The organism is Sinorhizobium sp. NFACC03, assembly GCF_900103435.1.
GTDB lineage: Bacteria > Pseudomonadota > Alphaproteobacteria > Rhizobiales > Rhizobiaceae > Ensifer.
The window spans coordinates 1-16,095 of sequence record NZ_FMXF01000032.1; the positions used below are offsets into that span (position 1 = coordinate 1).

14 protein-coding genes are annotated in these 16,095 nt (G+C 62.1%); 6 read left to right on the forward strand and 8 right to left on the reverse strand.

Going from position 1 to position 16,095, the window contains the following annotated elements:
* Positions 1-452: 452 nt before the first annotated feature.
* The 4 genes from mmsB to BLU35_RS28315 all read right to left on the reverse strand — a co-directional run bounded on the left by mmsB (position 453) and on the right by BLU35_RS28315 (position 5,264).
* A complete protein-coding gene (gene mmsB / locus BLU35_RS28300) occupies positions 453-1,349 on the reverse strand; it encodes a 3-hydroxyisobutyrate dehydrogenase (protein ID WP_093235462.1) in 897 nt (298 codons plus the stop codon).
* A gap of 58 nt (positions 1,350-1,407) precedes the next feature.
* The gene (locus tag BLU35_RS28305) at positions 1,408-2,460 is read right to left on the reverse strand and encodes an enoyl-CoA hydratase/isomerase family protein (RefSeq protein WP_093235463.1); all 1,053 of its coding nucleotides are present in this window, start codon (positions 2,458-2,460) and stop codon (positions 1,408-1,410) included.
* 23 nt (positions 2,461-2,483) lie between these two features.
* Positions 2,484-3,626, reverse strand: a complete 1,143-nt coding sequence (locus BLU35_RS28310; RefSeq protein ID WP_058328381.1) for an isobutyryl-CoA dehydrogenase — start codon at positions 3,624-3,626, stop codon at positions 2,484-2,486.
* Between the two features lie 219 nt (positions 3,627-3,845).
* Positions 3,846-5,264: a helix-turn-helix domain-containing protein gene (locus BLU35_RS28315; RefSeq protein WP_093235465.1), complete on the reverse strand. Its 1,419-nt coding sequence runs from the start codon at positions 5,262-5,264 to the stop codon at positions 3,846-3,848.
* Positions 5,265-5,421: 157 nt separating this feature from the next.
* Here BLU35_RS28315 and BLU35_RS28320 point away from each other — a divergent pair, with 157 nt between their 5' ends.
* From BLU35_RS28320 to BLU35_RS28345, 5 genes are all read left to right on the forward strand, one after another.
* Positions 5,422-6,954, forward strand: a complete 1,533-nt coding sequence (locus BLU35_RS28320) for an acyl-CoA carboxylase subunit beta (protein ID WP_058323265.1) — start codon at positions 5,422-5,424, stop codon at positions 6,952-6,954.
* An 11-nt stretch (positions 6,955-6,965) separates the two neighbouring features.
* Entirely contained in the window at positions 6,966-7,256 is a 291-nt protein-coding gene (locus tag BLU35_RS28325) for a hypothetical protein (RefSeq protein ID WP_286161655.1), read from the forward strand.
* Positions 7,257-7,288: 32 nt separating this feature from the next.
* Complete coding sequence (locus BLU35_RS28330; protein WP_093235467.1) at positions 7,289-9,292, forward strand: acetyl-CoA carboxylase biotin carboxylase subunit; 2,004 nt, start codon at positions 7,289-7,291, stop codon at positions 9,290-9,292.
* A 174-nt stretch (positions 9,293-9,466) separates the two neighbouring features.
* Complete coding sequence (scpA, locus tag BLU35_RS28340; protein WP_093235469.1) at positions 9,467-11,605, forward strand: methylmalonyl-CoA mutase; 2,139 nt, start codon at positions 9,467-9,469, stop codon at positions 11,603-11,605.
* 20 nt (positions 11,606-11,625) lie between these two features.
* Positions 11,626-12,948 (forward strand): hypothetical protein, encoded by a 1,323-nt coding sequence (locus BLU35_RS28345; RefSeq protein WP_286161656.1) that lies wholly within the window; start codon positions 11,626-11,628, stop codon positions 12,946-12,948.
* Here BLU35_RS28345 and BLU35_RS28350 read toward each other — a convergent pair.
* The 4 genes from BLU35_RS28350 to BLU35_RS28365 all read right to left on the reverse strand — a co-directional run bounded on the left by BLU35_RS28350 (position 12,929) and on the right by BLU35_RS28365 (position 15,240).
* The gene (locus BLU35_RS28350) at positions 12,929-13,468 is read right to left on the reverse strand and encodes a hypothetical protein (protein WP_093235471.1); all 540 of its coding nucleotides are present in this window, start codon (positions 13,466-13,468) and stop codon (positions 12,929-12,931) included. The genes BLU35_RS28345 and BLU35_RS28350 overlap by 20 nt on opposite strands.
* A 12-nt stretch (positions 13,469-13,480) precedes the next feature.
* Positions 13,481-14,071, reverse strand: a complete 591-nt coding sequence (locus tag BLU35_RS28355) for a hypothetical protein (protein WP_093235472.1) — start codon at positions 14,069-14,071, stop codon at positions 13,481-13,483.
* Positions 14,071-14,670 carry a hypothetical protein gene (locus BLU35_RS28360; protein ID WP_093235474.1) on the reverse strand — a complete coding sequence of 200 codons (600 nt, stop codon included), beginning with the start codon at positions 14,668-14,670 and terminating at the stop codon, positions 14,071-14,073. The genes BLU35_RS28355 and BLU35_RS28360 overlap by 1 nt, the downstream gene beginning before the upstream one ends.
* 117 nt (positions 14,671-14,787) lie before the next feature.
* A complete protein-coding gene (locus BLU35_RS28365) occupies positions 14,788-15,240 on the reverse strand; it encodes a hypothetical protein (RefSeq protein WP_143033012.1) in 453 nt (150 codons plus the stop codon).
* A 258-nt stretch (positions 15,241-15,498) separates the two neighbouring features.
* Between BLU35_RS28365 and BLU35_RS28370 the strand changes: the two genes are divergently transcribed.
* A complete protein-coding gene (locus tag BLU35_RS28370; protein WP_057251644.1) occupies positions 15,499-16,089 on the forward strand; it encodes a VOC family protein in 591 nt (196 codons plus the stop codon).
* Positions 16,090-16,095 lie beyond the last annotated feature (6 nt).

Genomic DNA, 16,095 nt, shown 5'->3' on the forward strand with positions numbered 1-16,095 from the left:
AACAACAATCCGAAAACCATCGTTGAGAAAATAGGTGTAGTCTCTTGTTAAAACGTGACCGCCAAAGTCTCTTTCCGAAAGAACCCTTTCGAGTTCCTCACGAGCTCCGCCGCCCACGTTTCTCTTTCTCTATATTCAATTGTCAAAAAACCGACGAACTCACCGTCCGTCAAACCGTTTCCAACAAGCCCGAAACTCTCGCCTCAGACCCCAAAATCAGCCTCAGCCAACCAGGGAAACTCTAGAGCGAAGGTCGTCGTCGCCAGCAGCGCCGCCGCCCTCGTCAGTGATCGGGCTTATAGACCCCACACCTCCAAGACGTCAACAGCTAGTTTCATAGCTTTGATATAAATTTCATAAGTCATTGAAAATACAAATTAATTTCTATTCACAGGTATCAGCGGCAAATTTTCGCCCGGTTAAGCGGGCGAAAATCCATCGACACAGACGGATTAGCCGGCCTTTGCCTCATCGTTGCCGCGAAGCAACCGGATCAGGGCAGAAAAGTCTTCACCGCCATGGCCGAGCTTCTCGAACATCGAATAGAGCTGGGCCGCCTGCGCCCCCATCGGCGTCGTCGCACCAGCAGCGCTTGCGGCCTGCTGCGACAGCTTCAGGTCCTTCAGCATCAGGCTGGCTGCGAACCCCGGCTTGTAATCGTTGTTGGCAGGGGACGTCGGAACGGGGCCCGGCACCGGGCAATAGCTCGTCAACGACCAGCACTGGCCGGACGAGGTCGAGGCGACGTCAAACAGCGCCTGGTGAGAAAGACCCAGCCGTTCCGCCAGCACAAAGGCTTCACAGACGCCGGCCATGGAAATGCCGAGGATCATGTTGTTGCAGATCTTTGCCGCCTGACCGGCGCCGGTACCGCCGCAATGGACGATCTTCTTGCCCATCGCGTCGAGCAGCGGCCTGCCGCGGGCAAAAGCCTCGTCGCTGCCGCCGACCATGAAGGTGAGCGTGCCGGCCGCAGCACCGCCTGTGCCGCCGGAGACCGGCGCGTCGAGCGACGGGCAGCCGATCTTTTCGGCGAGCGCATGCGCCTTGCGGGCGCTGTCGACGTCGATCGTCGAGCTATCGATCAGAAGCGTTCCGGGATCGACGAAGCCGAGCAGTTCGTCCCAGACATAGAGCACGTGGGCGCCGGCCGGCAGCATGGTGACGACGCATTCGGCGCCGCGCACCGCCTGTGCGATCGAACCAGCAACCGAAACGCCGGTTTTCGCCGCAGCGTTGCGCGACGCTTCCGACAGGTCGAAGCCGCTGACCGCATGCCCCGCCTTCACCAGATTGGTGGCCATCGGCCCGCCCATATTGCCGAGCCCGATAAAGGCGATCTTCGTCATGTCATTCCTCCTCGCATTGAAACTCGGCCAAAACCGAACAGCGCCCCATCCTCAGGTGCTAAAACAGTGGCGGGTGATCCGTCCTGCCGAAACGCGACAGCAAGGCAGGTGTGACACCGGCCAGCGCCACCGACCATTTTGGATTGCGGTCCTTGTCGATCACCGCAGCACGCACACCTTCGTAGAAGTCGGGGTTACCAAGCATTCCGAGCGTCGCGGAATATTCCCGTTCGAGGCATTCGTTCAGCGACGCGCTGCGGCGCCCGGCGCGCAAGAGTTCGAGCGTCAGCTTCATGCTCAGCGCCGAACGCGAGTTGAGCAGCGCCAGCGTTTCCTTGGCGAAATCGGAACCATCAGCCTCGAGCGCCGCCACGATCTCTTCAACCGTATCAAAGGCGAAGCAGCGGTCGATCAGCGCAAAGTGGTTTCGAAGCGCCGTTGCCGGCGCTTCCGAAGCGTGCTTTGCAATCACCGCGTTGACATCGGCGCTGCGTGCCGTCGGCGGTAGCGTGGCAAGATCAGCGGCGAGTGCTTCCAGCTTATCCGAGGCGACGAAACTATCTGCAAGCCGCGCATGGATCGCATCGGCTGCGACGATGTCCCGACCGGTCAGACCGAGATAGGTGCCGAATTCGCCGGGCGCCTTAGGAAGAAGCCAGGTGGCGCCAACGTCAGGGAAGTAGCCGATCCCGGTCTCCGGCATCGCAAGCCGCGTGCGTTCGGTGACGATGCGGTGGCTGCCATGGGCGGAAATCCCGACACCGCCGCCCATGACGATACCGTCCATGATCGCAATGTACGGTTTGCGGTAGCCGGAGATGCGGCTGTTGACGACGAATTCCTCGCGCCAGAACTGCGCACCTTCCTCCGGCCGCTCGCGGCCACTCTCGTAAATCATGCGGATATCGCCACCGGCGCAAAGCCCGCGCTCGCCCTCGCCGGTCACCAACACGGCGGCGACGGCCGGATCATTTTCGAACTCGGTCAAAGCCGCAGCGATCAGCCGGATCATCGGCACGTTGAGGCTGTTCAATGCCCGCGTGCGGTTCAGCCGGATTCTGCCGATCGCTCCCCGCCGCTCGACGATGACTTCAGGCGCCTGCATTTCCATGAACGATCTTTCCTGTTTCTGGCCTATTTCCGACCGATGAGCGAACGCGCGACGATCAGGCGCATGATCTCGTTGGTGCCCTCGAGGATCTGGTGCACCCGGAGGTCCCTGACAATCTTCTCGACACCATAATCGGCGAGATAGCCGTAACCGCCGTGAAGCTGCAGCGCGTCGTTGGCGACGGCAAAGCAGCGGTCGGTGACGAAGCGCTTGGCCATGGCGCAGAGTTTTGTCGCTTCCGGGTCGCCGGCATCAAGCGCGGATGCGGCACGCCAGAGGAAGGTGCGGGCGATTTCGAGGTCGGTCGCCATGTCGGCGAGACGGAACTGCAGCGCCTGGAACTCGCCGATCGCTTTGCCGAAGGCGCGGCGCTCCTGGACATAAGCCAGCGCCTTTTCGAAGGCGGACTGGGCGCCGCCAAGAGACGCGGCGGCAATGTTCAATCGCCCGCCATCGAGCCCGCCCATGGCGATCTTGAAACCGTCGCCTTCCGCGCCGAGGCGGTTTTCCGCCGGCACGCGGACACCATCGAGCATAACGGCGCGGGTGGGCTGGACGTGCCAGCCCATCTTTTTCTCATTGGCACCGAATGTGAGGCCAGGTGCGTCCTTCTCGACCACGAAGGTGGAGATGCCCTTGGGGCCGTCCTCGCCGGTTCGCGCCATGATCACGTAAAGGCCGGACTCGCCAGCGCCCGAGATGAACTGCTTCTGGCCGGTCAGGACATAATCGTTGCCGTCTCTCACCGCCTTGGTCTTCAGCGCCGCTGCATCCGAGCCCGAGCCTGGCTCGGTCAGGCAGTAACTCGCCAGCACCTCCATGGTCAGCAGCCTCGGCAGCAGCCGCTGGCGCTGTTCGTCCGTGCCGTAGCGGTCGATCATGCCGGCGCACATGTTGTGGATCGAGACGAAGGAGGCGACGGCCGGGCAGCCGGTCGCAAGCGCCTCGATGATGATCGCAGCATCGAGGCGCGTCAGTCCCGTGCCGCCGACATCGTCGCGGACATAGATGCCGGCCATTCCGAGCGCTGCGGCACCGCGCAACGTGTCGACCGGAAAATGCTTCTGCTGATCCCAGTCGATCGCGTGAGGGGCGATCTCGTCGCGGGCGAAATCGAGCGCCATCTGACGAATGGCCTCCTGCTCCTCCGACAGGCGAAAATCCATATGCATGTCCTCCCTGACCGCATACCTCTGCAGGTTTCCTTTAATCGTAACCGATAAAAGGGCAAAAACCTGCAGCAACCAAACGTGCCACAGCGACCTTTGCGCGTTTCACAAGATGCGCGGCGCTATAGGCGATGGAGGCCTAGTTACACCAAACTTCGTCCAGGCCCAGATGCAACTTCTCACAGGGTCTGTTCAAAAATGAACAGACCGTCGCAATCAGCTCTCGCTTAGACGATACGGCAGAGCGCCGCGTAAGTCATGGTCCACGATCAGGCGGCGTTTCAATGGCGGCACCGCACGGCTGGCGCATTTCGTGCGTTCGCAGATCCGGCAGGAAATGCCGATCGGATCGAAGGCGGCGCGGTTGCCGAGGTCCATGTCGTCGGCGTAGACGAAGGCATCGGCATAGGAGACCTCGCAGCCAAGCGCCAGCGCGTAGCGCGGCTGCGCGGCGCGAAAGCCGCCACCGCCCTTAGTGATCTGGGTGGCGAGGCAGAGGTAGCGCACGCCGTCAGGCGTCTCGGCCAGTTGCCGGATGATCCGGCCCGGCATCTCGAAGGCCTGGTGCACGTTCCACAGCGGACAGGCTGCACCGAACCGGGCGAATTGCAGCTTCGCGGCGCTGTGGCGCTTGGTGATATTGCCCGCCCGGTCGATGCGGGCAAAGAAGATCGGTATGCCTTTCTGTCCCGGCCGCTGCAGGGTCGAGAGGCGGTGGCAGACCTGCTCCAGAGACGCGCCGAAGCGGGCGGCGAGCAATTCGATGTCGTGCCTTAAGTCGCGAGCGGCCTTCGAGAAGGCCTGGTAGGGCAGGATCAGCGCGCCGGCAAAATAGTTCTGCAGGCCGATGCGACAGATCTCATAGGCCTCTTCGGTGCGGAAGCCGGCACTACCGGCCACCCGATCGATCTCTTCGCGGGCATGAAGCTGGGCGATCTGCAGGGCGATCTGGAAGTCGCGCGTTGCTGCGGGCGCATAGGGATTGAGGGTCAGGATGCAGGCGCGCGGATCGAAGCGGCGGATCGCCTCGTCGCCGGCGGCTCCGCGCACGACCCGAACGCCGTGACGCTGTTCCAGATAGCTTGCCAGCGCCGCATGATTGTCGCCTTCGCCGAGCCCGAGCTCGCCCGCCAGCCGCTCGGCAAGCATGTCGATCTCGTGAATGTAGTTGTCGACGAAATGAAAGAAGTCGCGCACCTCTTCATAAGGCGTGGTTTCGACAAATGAGGCCCCGCGGCCGATGGTGTCGTCAATGCTTGCGAGCTGCTCGCTGTTGCGGCGATAGGCCTGGTGGCAGGTGATCAGCGCATGTGCCAGTCCTGGGGCATTCTGCGCGACGAGCTTCAATTCCTGCAGGCTTGCGGAATAGGTTTCAAACAAGGGATCGCTGAGGGCTTCCGAGAGGGCCGAGAGCAGACGATCGCCCTCCCCGGTCGAAAGCTCGGCGATATCGATCTGGAATTTTTCGGCGAGCGCCAAAAGCACCGCGGCTGAGACCGGCCGCTGGTTGTTCTCGATCTGGTTGAGGTAGCTGGTCGAGATGCCGATGCGTTCTGCAAATTGGCCTTGCGTCGCCTTGTTCGCCTCCCGCAGTTCCCTGACCTTGCGGCCGATGTAGAGTTTGCCGATCGCCATGTTTGCAACTTTGCAATTTACGTTTCACAAATTTCTCTATTTCACATTTGCACATGAAGAGACGTTTTTCCATGCCGTCTTCGACGCTATTGCGAAGCTCGAAGCGCCTCTGCACAATCGCTGAAAAAACAGGCACTGAAAAAACCGGGAGGGCACCATGCGCGCCATACTAGAACAGGTCGAAGCCCGCCGAGCAGAAGCAAGAGCCGGCGGCGGCCAACGACGGATCGACGCCCAGCACGGCAAGGGCAAGCTGACGGCGCGCGAACGCATCGAGGTGCTGCTCGATGAAGGCTCGTTTGAAGAATACGACATGTACGTCACGCATCGCTGCGTTGATTTCGGCATGGAGAGCCAAAAGGTCGCGGGCGATGGCGTCGTCACCGGTTGGGGCACGATCAACGGCCGGCAGGTCTATGTCTTTTCTCAGGACTTCACCGTTCTCGGCGGCTCCCTGTCGGAAACCCACGCGCAGAAGATCTGCAAGATCATGGATATGGCGGTACGCAACGGGGCACCAGTCATCGGCCTCAACGACAGTGGCGGCGCCCGCATCCAGGAAGGCGTGGCCTCGCTTGCCGGTTACGCCGAGGTCTTCCGCCGCAATGCCGAAGCCTCCGGCGTCATTCCGCAGATCTCGGTCATCATGGGTCCCTGCGCCGGCGGCGCGGTCTATTCGCCGGCCATGACCGACTTCATCTTCATGGTTCGCGATTCATCCTACATGTTCGTGACCGGGCCGGATGTCGTGAAGACAGTGACGAACGAGATCGTCACTGCGGAGGAGCTCGGCGGCGCGCGCACGCATACGTCAAAGTCTTCGGTCGCCGACGGTGCGTATGAAAACGACATCGAGGCACTGGAAGCGACCCGCCTGCTTTTCGATTTCCTGCCGCTCAACAACCGCGAGAAGCCGCCGGTCCGTCCCTTCCACGACGACCCGTCGCGGCTCGAAATGCGCCTTGACAGCCTGATCCCAGACAGCGCCGCGAAACCCTACGACATGAAGGAACTGATCCTGGCGCTTGCGGATGAAGGCGACTTCTTCGAATTGCAGCAGAACTTCGCCAGGAACATCATCACCGGCTTCATCCGCATGGAAGGCCAGACGGTCGGCGTCGTCGCCAACCAGCCGATGGTGCTTGCCGGCTGCCTCGACATCGACAGTTCGCGCAAGGCCGCCCGGTTCGTGCGCTTCTGCGATGCCTTCTCGATCCCGATCCTGACGCTGGTCGACGTGCCCGGCTTCCTGCCCGGCACCGCGCAGGAATATGGCGGCGTCATCAAGCATGGCGCCAAGCTGCTCTTTGCCTATAGCCAGGCGACCGTGCCGATGGTGACGCTGATTACCCGCAAAGCCTATGGCGGCGCCTATGACGTCATGGCCTCGAAACATATCGGCGCCGACGTCAATTATGCCTGGCCGACCGCCGAGATCGCCGTCATGGGTGCCAAGGGCGCCACCGAAATCCTCTACCGCTCGGAACTCGGCGACGTCGAGAAGATCGCCGCGCGCACGAAGGAGTACGAGGAGCGCTTCGCCAACCCGTTCGTGGCGGCAGAGCGTGGCTTCATCGACGAGGTGATCATGCCACATTCGTCGCGCCGACGCATCGCGCGTGCTTTTGCGTCTCTGCGCAACAAGCAGGTCGATGTCCGCTGGCGCAAGCACGACACGATCCCGCTCTGATGGAGGCGACGATGGAACGGGAGCCAGAGCGCATCATGACGCCGGAAGAAGCCAGGCGCGACCACCGGTCGATGCTGCGCTATATGGCCGTCAATGCGCTGATCGGCGTGGCGATTGGCGCGCTCACGGCTGGCGTGCTGATCTGGCTCAATATCGGCGCCGTCGGCACCCACATCGTCCGTTCGACGAGCCCGGTTCTCGCCACCCTCATGGTTGTCGTGCCCTTCGCATTGCTTTTCGGTGGGGCCGCCGCGGCATCGTCGATCGCGCTTCTTCCCTATCGCCGCAAGTTCAAACGCTGACGCGCCGCCCCAAGGATTTGAAAGAGAAACAAATGTTCAAGAAAATCCTCATCGCCAACCGTGGTGAAATCGCCTGCCGCGTCATCAAGACCGCAAGGAAGCTCGGCATCGCCACCGTCGCGGTCTACTCCGACGCCGACCGCGAGGCCATGCATGTGCGCATGGCGGACGAGGCGGTGCATATCGGCCCCTCGCCTTCGGCCCAGTCCTATATCGTCATCGACAAGATCATCGACGCGATCCGCAAGACCGGCGCCGATGCCGTTCATCCGGGCTATGGTTTCCTCTCGGAAAACGCCGCCTTTGCCCAAGCGCTCGAAAAAGAAGGCGTGGCCTTCATCGGCCCGCCGGTCAGGGCGATCCAGGCGATGGGCGACAAGATCACCTCCAAGAAGCTCGCGGCCGAGGCCGGCGTCTCGACGGTTCCGGGCCATATGGGCCTGATCGACGATGCAGACGAAGCGGTCCGGATCGCCGCGTCGATCGGCTATCCCGTGATGATCAAGGCGTCTGCCGGCGGCGGCGGCAAGGGCATGCGCATCGCCTGGAACGACCAGGAGGCGCGTGAAGGTTTCCAGTCCTCAAAGAACGAGGCGAAGAACGCCTTCGGCGACGATCGCATCTTCATCGAAAAATTCGTGACGGAGCCGCGTCACATCGAGATCCAGGTGCTTGGCGACAAGCACGGCAACACGCTCTATCTCGGCGAGCGCGAATGCTCGATCCAGCGCCGAAATCAGAAGGTCATCGAGGAGGCACCCTCGCCTTTCCTCGACCCCGAGACCCGCAAGGCCATGGGCGAACAGGCGGTCGCACTTGCCAAGGCCGTCGGCTACCACTCGGCCGGCACCGTCGAATTCATCGTCGATGCCAAGCGCAACTTCTACTTCCTCGAGATGAACACCCGCCTGCAGGTTGAGCATCCGGTGACCGAACTCATCACCGGGCTCGACCTCGTCGAGCAGATGATCCGAGTTGCTAGCGGCGAAAAGCTCGCCTTCGGCCAGGACGATGTGAAGCTCAATGGCTGGGCGATTGAAAGCCGGCTTTATGCGGAAGATCCCTATCGCAACTTCCTGCCGTCGATCGGCCGGCTGACGCGCTACCGTCCGCCGGTCGAGGGCACGCGCGACAACGGCACGGTGACGCGCAACGACACCGGCGTCTTCGAGGGCGGCGAGATCTCGATGTTCTACGACCCGATGATCGCCAAACTCTGCACCTGGGCACCGGACCGGCAGACGGCGGTCGAGGCTATGGCCGACGCGCTCGATCAGTTCGAAGTGGAAGGCATTGGCCATAACCTGCCGTTCCTGGCCGTGGTCATGCAACAGCAGCGCTTCCGCGACGGCCGGCTGACGACTGCCTATATCGCCGAGGAATTTGTCGACGGTTTTCACGGCGTTGCGGCCGATGAGCGGTCGCTTCGCAAGCTCGCCGCCGTCGCGGTCTCGGTCAATCAGATCCTGCAGGAACGGGCCAGCCAGATTTCCGGCACGATTGGCAATCATCGCCGCATCATCGGCCATGATTGGGTGGTCGGTCTCGGCGATCACGATATTGCGGTGACTGCCGGTTCGTCCGCTGACGGCTCCTATGTGAGCTTCGCCGATGGCTCGACGGTCACCATCGCCGACGACTGGACGCCCGGTCGTACGCTCGCCACGTTCAACATCGACAATGAGCCCTTGAGCGTCAAAGTCGATCTGGTCGGCACCGCCCTCCGGCTTCGCTGGCGCGGCATTGATGTCGTTGCCCGTGTCAGAAGCCCGCGGGTTGCGGAACTGGCACGGCTGATGCCGAAGAAGCTGCCGCCGGACACATCGCGCATGCTGCTTTGCCCGATGCCCGGGGTGATCACCTCGGTCACGGTAAAAGCCGGCGACACGGTCGAAGCAGGACAGGCGCTCGCGGTCGTCGAGGCGATGAAGATGGAAAACATCCTGCGCGCCGAGAAACGGGCCGTGGTGAAGCGCGTGGCGGTCGCCGCCGGCGCCAGCCTCGCCGTCGACGAGCTGATCATGGAATTTGAGTGATGAACCTTCACAAACGCGGCCCTCATTCCTGTGCTTGTCACAGGAATCCAGCAGCGTCGCGTCTGCGACGCGAAGAATTCACCCTTTCACGCGAAGGACTTCGCGTGGCTGGATCCCTGTGACAAGCACAGGGATGAGGCGAAGAAGGCGCCCTTTTTGGGCAAGGAGTTAGCGATGAGCCAAAAGACCGTGAAAGACTGGGAAGCGCTCGCCGAGCGAGAACTCAAGGCGGCGCCGGAAAGCCTTACCTGGCAGACGCCTGAAGGAATCGCCGTGAAACCGCTTTATACGGCGGGAGATCTCGACGGCATCGATCATCTCACGTCGTTGCCCGGCTTCGAACCTTTCGTGCGTGGCCCGCGCGCCACCATGTATGCCGGCCGTCCCTGGACGATCCGGCAATATGCCGGCTTCTCGACGGCGGAGGCCTCCAACGCCTTCTACCGGAAGAACCTGGCTGCCGGCCAGAAAGGCCTCTCGGTCGCCTTCGACCTTGCAACCCATCGCGGCTATGACAGCGATCATCCGCGCGTCGAGGGCGACGTCGGCAAGGCCGGTGTGGCGATCGACTCGGTCGAGGATATGAAGATCCTGTTCGACGGCATCCCGCTCGACGAGATGTCGGTGTCGATGACCATGAATGGCGCCGTCATCCCGATCCTCGCCTCCTTCATCGTCGCTGGCGAGGAGCAGGGTGTTTCGCGCGACAAGCTTTCAGGTACCATCCAGAACGACATCCTGAAGGAGTTCATGGTCCGCAACACCTACATCTATCCGCCTGAGCCCTCGATGCGGATCGTCGCCGATATCATCGAGTACACCGCGAAGGAGATGCCGAAGTTCAACTCGATCTCGATTTCCGGCTACCACATGCAGGAAGCCGGCGCGACGCTGGTGCAGGAGCTCGCCTTCACGCTCGCCGACGGGCGCGAATATGTGCGGGCGGCGCTCGCCAAGGGGCTCAATGTCGACGAGTTCGCCGGGCGGCTTTCGTTCTTCTTCGCGATCGGCATGAACTTCTTCATGGAAGCCGCGAAGCTTCGCGCTGCGCGCCTGCTCTGGACCCGGATCATGAAGGAGTTCGAGCCGAAGAAGCCGTCGTCGCTGATGCTGCGCACCCATTGTCAGACTTCGGGCGTCTCGCTGCAGGAACAGGATCCCTATAACAACATCATTCGCACGGCCTTCGAGGCGATGTCGGCCGCGCTCGGTGGTACCCAGTCGCTGCACACCAATTCCTTCGACGAGGCGATCGCCTTGCCGACGGAGTTTTCCGCCCGCATCGCCCGCAACACTCAACTGATCCTGCAGCACGAGACCGGCGTGACCAAGGTCGTCGATCCGCTCGCCGGGTCCTACTATGTCGAAAGCCTGACCAACGAGCTCGCAGACAAAGCCTGGCTACTGATCGAGGAGGTCGAGGCGATGGGCGGCATGACCCGTGCGGTCAATGCCGGGCTGCCGAAGCGATTGATCGAAGAGGCGGCGACCCGGCGCCAGGCGGCCGTCGACAAGGGCGAAGAGATCATCGTCGGGGTCAACAAGTACCGGCTCGACAACGAGGAGCCGATCGACATTCTGGAGATCGACAACAGCGCGGTGCGCGCCGCGCAGATCCGCCGGATCGAGGAAACGAAACGGCGGCGCGACAGCGCCGAGGTCAAGAAGACCCTTGCGGCGCTTGCTGAGATCGCGTTGACAGGCGAAGGCAATCTGCTTGTCGCCGCCGTCGAGGCGGCGCGTGCCCGCGCCACCGTCGGTGAAATTTCCGATGCGATGCGTGGCGCCTTCGGCGACCACGCCGCGACGCCCAAGGTCGTCAGCAAGATCTACGGCAAGGCCTATGAAGGTGAGCCGGAACTTGAGGTGCTCTCGGGGCGCCTCGACGAGGTCTCAGCAAAGCTCGGCCGCAAACCAAAAATCATGGTCGCAAAGCTCGGCCAGGACGGCCACGACCGCGGCGCCAAAGTCATCGCCTCGGCCTTCGGCGATATCGGTTTCGACGTGCTTGCCGGCCCTCTTTTCCAGACCCCGGAAGAGGCCGCCGACATGGCGCTGGCCAGTAAGGTCAATGTCATCGGCGTCTCCTCGCTTGCCGCCGGCCACAAGACGTTGATGCCGCAGCTTGCAGAAGCCCTGAAGAAGCGCGGCGGCGAGGATGTCATCGTCATCTGCGGCGGCGTCATTCCGCGTCAGGACTATGACTACCTGATGGACAACGGCGTGTCGGCCGTCTTCGGTCCGGGCACCAATGTGCTCGACGCCGCACGCGCCGTGCTCGACCTGATCGAAGGCAAACGCCGCAACATCTGACACGGCAAGGCGGAGGGTGTTTGGCTCTTCACCTGCCCCGTGCGGTTGTCGTCGCCGATTGGCGCAACTATGTTGTGGCCATGACGTCGATCGCCGAAGTGTTCGGACCCTTTGTCCTGATGGGGCGCCTCATCGCTCGCTTCTGGCCGCAGCTCCTCTTGATCGGGACCTGCGGCTACATCGTGCATGATCTCCTGATGCGTGCGGCAGTCTGGATCGGGCTGCAGCATCCGCTCGGTGGCATGGTGACGCTCTCCCTTGTCGTGCTGGCGAAGCTCGTCGTTATCGTTTTGATGTTCATGACGCTCCGCCCCGGTCTGCCGGCACTCGAAGCGCTCCGCCAACAACCGGCTGCGGCCAACACCACCAGCGCTGCGCCGAAACCCGACCGCAGGCTGCTCGCCGTCACCTCAGCCGCCATCCTACCGTTCTTCGCCTATTACGCCGCCTGGGGTTTCCTCGGCGAGGCGGTGCGCGAATATTCGCGTTTGGCACTCGACGCCGTCGCCTTCGGCGAGAAGGGTGACTTCTTCGATGTCCTGAAATCGCGCGGCGTCTTTATTTCGATCGCGTTGTGCTGGCTGGTACGGTGGGGCGCAAAGCGCATGAGCAAGCGCAGCGAAACACCCTTCTGGCGACTGCTGGTCGTCGCGGCGGACGCGAGCTGGATCTTCATCGGGCTTTATGGCCTGTCGGTCTGGAAAGACCAGGTCATCACCTGGCTCGGCGCCGGCAGGCTTCTCAGCATGAACGGTTTCACCTTCACCGCCGTAGCGCATGCCGCCGAGACCTTCGTGCCGGTGGAACTGAGAAAACCCGCTTGGAATACAGAGGCCGAAGGCCTGTTCTTCTACGCGCTTTTGCCGATTATCTGGCTGGTCATGGCGGCCATCATCAATGGTTACGAGCTTTCGAACCCGGCACCGCGCACGAAGCCGTCATCGCCGCGGCCACGTCGGGCCAAGACCTTTCGCAAGTGGATTGCCGATTTCCTCGACCACTTCGTCAGCGACTACCGCTCCCGCTACGCGCCGATATGGACCTGCCTGAAGCTGACGCTCGGTTTAGGGCTTGCGACGCTATTTGCCTTCATCATTGCCTACCGCGCCATCGCCTGGCTTGGTGCCTGGATCTGGTATGCGGCGACGCGAACCCTCGGCATGGGCGACCTCGCGAGTTGGCAGCTTGTCTTCGATGCACTCAGCCTTTTCATCGGCAGCCCTAGCGATCTCGACGGCGGCATCGTGCTCGACGCCGTGCGCATCACCTTGTTGGCCGCTATGCTGGAGCACGCCGTATCCCGTCAGGCTGAGAAGAGCGAAATCAGCTACGCGTCCACTTGAAGATCAGCGTCTCATCGCTGGCGCCCGGAAACTCAATCCTGAGCGAAAGATCCCGTGCCTCCGCGGGAACGATGAAGCTCTCGGCCATACGGACCGCGGCGCCAGTCTTGGCGTCGGTAAAGGCGAGCACACCGCAGCGCGGGCGTTCGGCCACCTCCGGATACATCTCCCGGACGATCGGCTCGGTCAGGGTGACGGGCTCAAAACGGCGCCCCTCGCTGTCGATCAGCCGGACGCGGCAGGCTCCCTGCGACAGAACGGCCGGATCGGTCGGCGACGCCTCGAATTCGGCGAGAATGACGCGCGCGTCATTGGTGCGCGGCAGCCGCCTCATGTCCATAAGCTTCCATTGTCCACCGGCAAAGGCCTGCCCCGCTCCATCCTCGACGACGATCTCGGCCTTTTGGGTGGCAAGCCAATGCCCCTCTCGCAGGCTCTCCCACGCGCGGACGACGAAGGCGAGCGGCAGTGCGACGACCAGCGCCAGCAGGCAGATCCAGAACGTGTGTTTCTCGCTCATGCCGGTGTCTCCTCAGCGCGCCGCCAATGTCCAGGGCGTGCCGCTGCTGCCGCGCGCAATGGTGACGGACGGCTTGATATCGGTCGGCTGCTTGTCGCCGAGCGTAATCCAAAGCTCCTCAGCAAGCGGCATCACCAGGCTGCGGGCGACGAGCAGCGTGCCTTTGTCAACGGCCGCTTCGGGAAGTTCGAAGGCAAGAAGTACCGACCTCGGCAGGCCTGGTTCGAGCCTTTCCGTCGGCAGATAGCCGGGCACGGTCGAGAACCGCTGGCTGAGTTCATAGCGCAGGCCATTGCCTGCCAGCCACTCCGCCGAGGTCAGCGTCATCGTTTCGGTTTTCGCGACGGCCGCGCCTTCGATGATGAGCCAGATGCCGGATGTCGAGTATTCCTTGATCCGCCCGAAGCTCTCGACCCTGACCTGGCGTGCCAGGTGCACATTGGCCGCGCCGAAGGCGAAGTCCCGGCTCTCGACCCGCTCGCCGACTGCACCACGAACGGCAATCGGTGCCGTGATATCGCCGTAGCCAGGTGTGCTGCTTCGCATCGCGTACAGCGCTGCGATTGCAGACACTGAGAGCAGCAGCGCGCGAAGAGCCGACATCATTGCTCCGACGATCCCGTATCTTGCGTGACTGCCAATTCGACCACTGCGGCCTCGCCATCATCGAACCAGTTGGGCGCGCCGTAGAGGTTGTCACGCGGCTTGTAGATCTGTTTGCCGATGGACAGAGAAACCTTCTCCGGCTCCGGGCGATCCGCCGGCCATTCCCAGACCGCGATGAGCTTTTCCTGCATGTTTGGGTTGATGGCACTCGCGATCCATTTGTCCCTGGCGAGATAATAGACCGGCTTCGGCGATGCTATGGCTCGCTCGTCCTTGATCGCGATCAGGTTCATAAAGGCATTGCTGGTGGCGACCGATCGGTTGTCGAGCTCGATATCCACCATCAGGAATCGCTTCGGCTCGAACGGCTTGGTTCCGGTCGGCGGCACGGAAGCCATGGTGGCGTCGTTGATCGTCACCCGCCACCGGCCGGTATCGATCGCCTCACCCTTGGCTGCGGTGACGGCAGGCACCGGATTCGCCGCATCATAGACTGCGGTCGCAAAGGAGACCGCAGCCGCAGCCATTCCGCCGATACCGGTGACCAGCATAATCAAAAGACGCTGCCTGATTTTCGATCGTTGCACGACCGGCATTTGTCCTCCGTCCGCCCTTCGGATGTTGCAACCGGAAGATAGGGAGGTTCGCACGGAAAATCAAAACACGCGTATCGGGGCAAGCGTCTTTGTCGGCCCGCGTCAGGACATCAGTACCTAGATCCGTTGCATCTCGATCGGCGCCGGCTGATGACGCCAGTTCGTAGCAGGCAGCCCTCTTTCGAAGGTCGCGCGAATGGACAATGGCCTGCCTGTTGCCTGCGAAACCACCATGAACATCTGCAATTCAGGGCCACGCCGAACGAACTGAATACCGAAATGCTTGCCGCCATAGGCGCCAGCGCCTGTGGACTTCCACTGCCCGGTCCCTGCGGCAAGCTCGAGGTCCAAAAAGTTCTCGACGTTCATGACGGCTTGCCAGCCGTTGTTGCTCGTGACCGTCAGCAGGTCGCCATGTCTTACGATGCCGATGTAGCACTGATCGCAACGGCCAGCCGTCGAAGTCAGTTGCCGCCATTGCCCCGCAAAGGCAGAACCGTCCGCCCGCGCCGCGCCTGCAAGCGAAAAAGACAACAGGCAGACAACACCGACTCCCCGGAGAAACTTCACACTTCAACTCCCTGATTGTTCCCAGCCATCAGGCCGTTTGGAGCGTTGCCGACACATTCACTGATTGCACAATATACACACAACAACCCAGAAGAAATAGTTGAGATGTCGGATGCTTTCCGACCGCTTTGCGGGCAGCTTGCCCCCGCATTGGCGCTTGCCTTCTTGCCGCGACGGACGACAATCGAGTGGAGCGGAAAAGGGTGAAACCAGATCCCGTTTCGTCCTGTGTCCTCCGCTTCACCTGGGAGGCCTTTGATGCGAAAACTGCAGTCGCAAGGGGTTCATCACATCACGCTCGTCGGCGCCGACCGACAGACGTCGATCGATTTCTGGGAGGGGCTTCTCGGCATGCCCTTCATTTTCGAGCAGCCGAATCTCGACCGGGCGAGCGAAAGCCATCTCTATTTCGACCCGGGCGATGGCCGCCTGATCACCATCTTCACCGACGAGAACCGCAAGCCCGATCCCGAGCGAACCCCGACGGACATCGGCTGTGTGCACCACATCGCCTTTGCCGTTTCGCGCGCGACCTTCACCCAGGCGGTGGAGCGGCTCGACGAGCGAAGTATCCGGCACAGCGGCGTCAAGGACCGCGGTTTCATGGACTCGATCTATTTCGAGGACCCGCTTGGGCTGCTGGTCGAGCTTGCCTCCTATCGCTTCGAGCCACCACCGGGCCACAGCCACGCCGAGGTGCTGATGGAAGCACACAAGGTCAGGGTCGCACGCGGCGACTACAATATCGCCGAGGTGCACCTGGCCGATGCGATCGAGACACTGATCGAGCGCGCACGGCCAACGCTGTCGTCCGACCGGGAGCCGAAGGATCCTTATCGGCCGCGATAAAGCGCG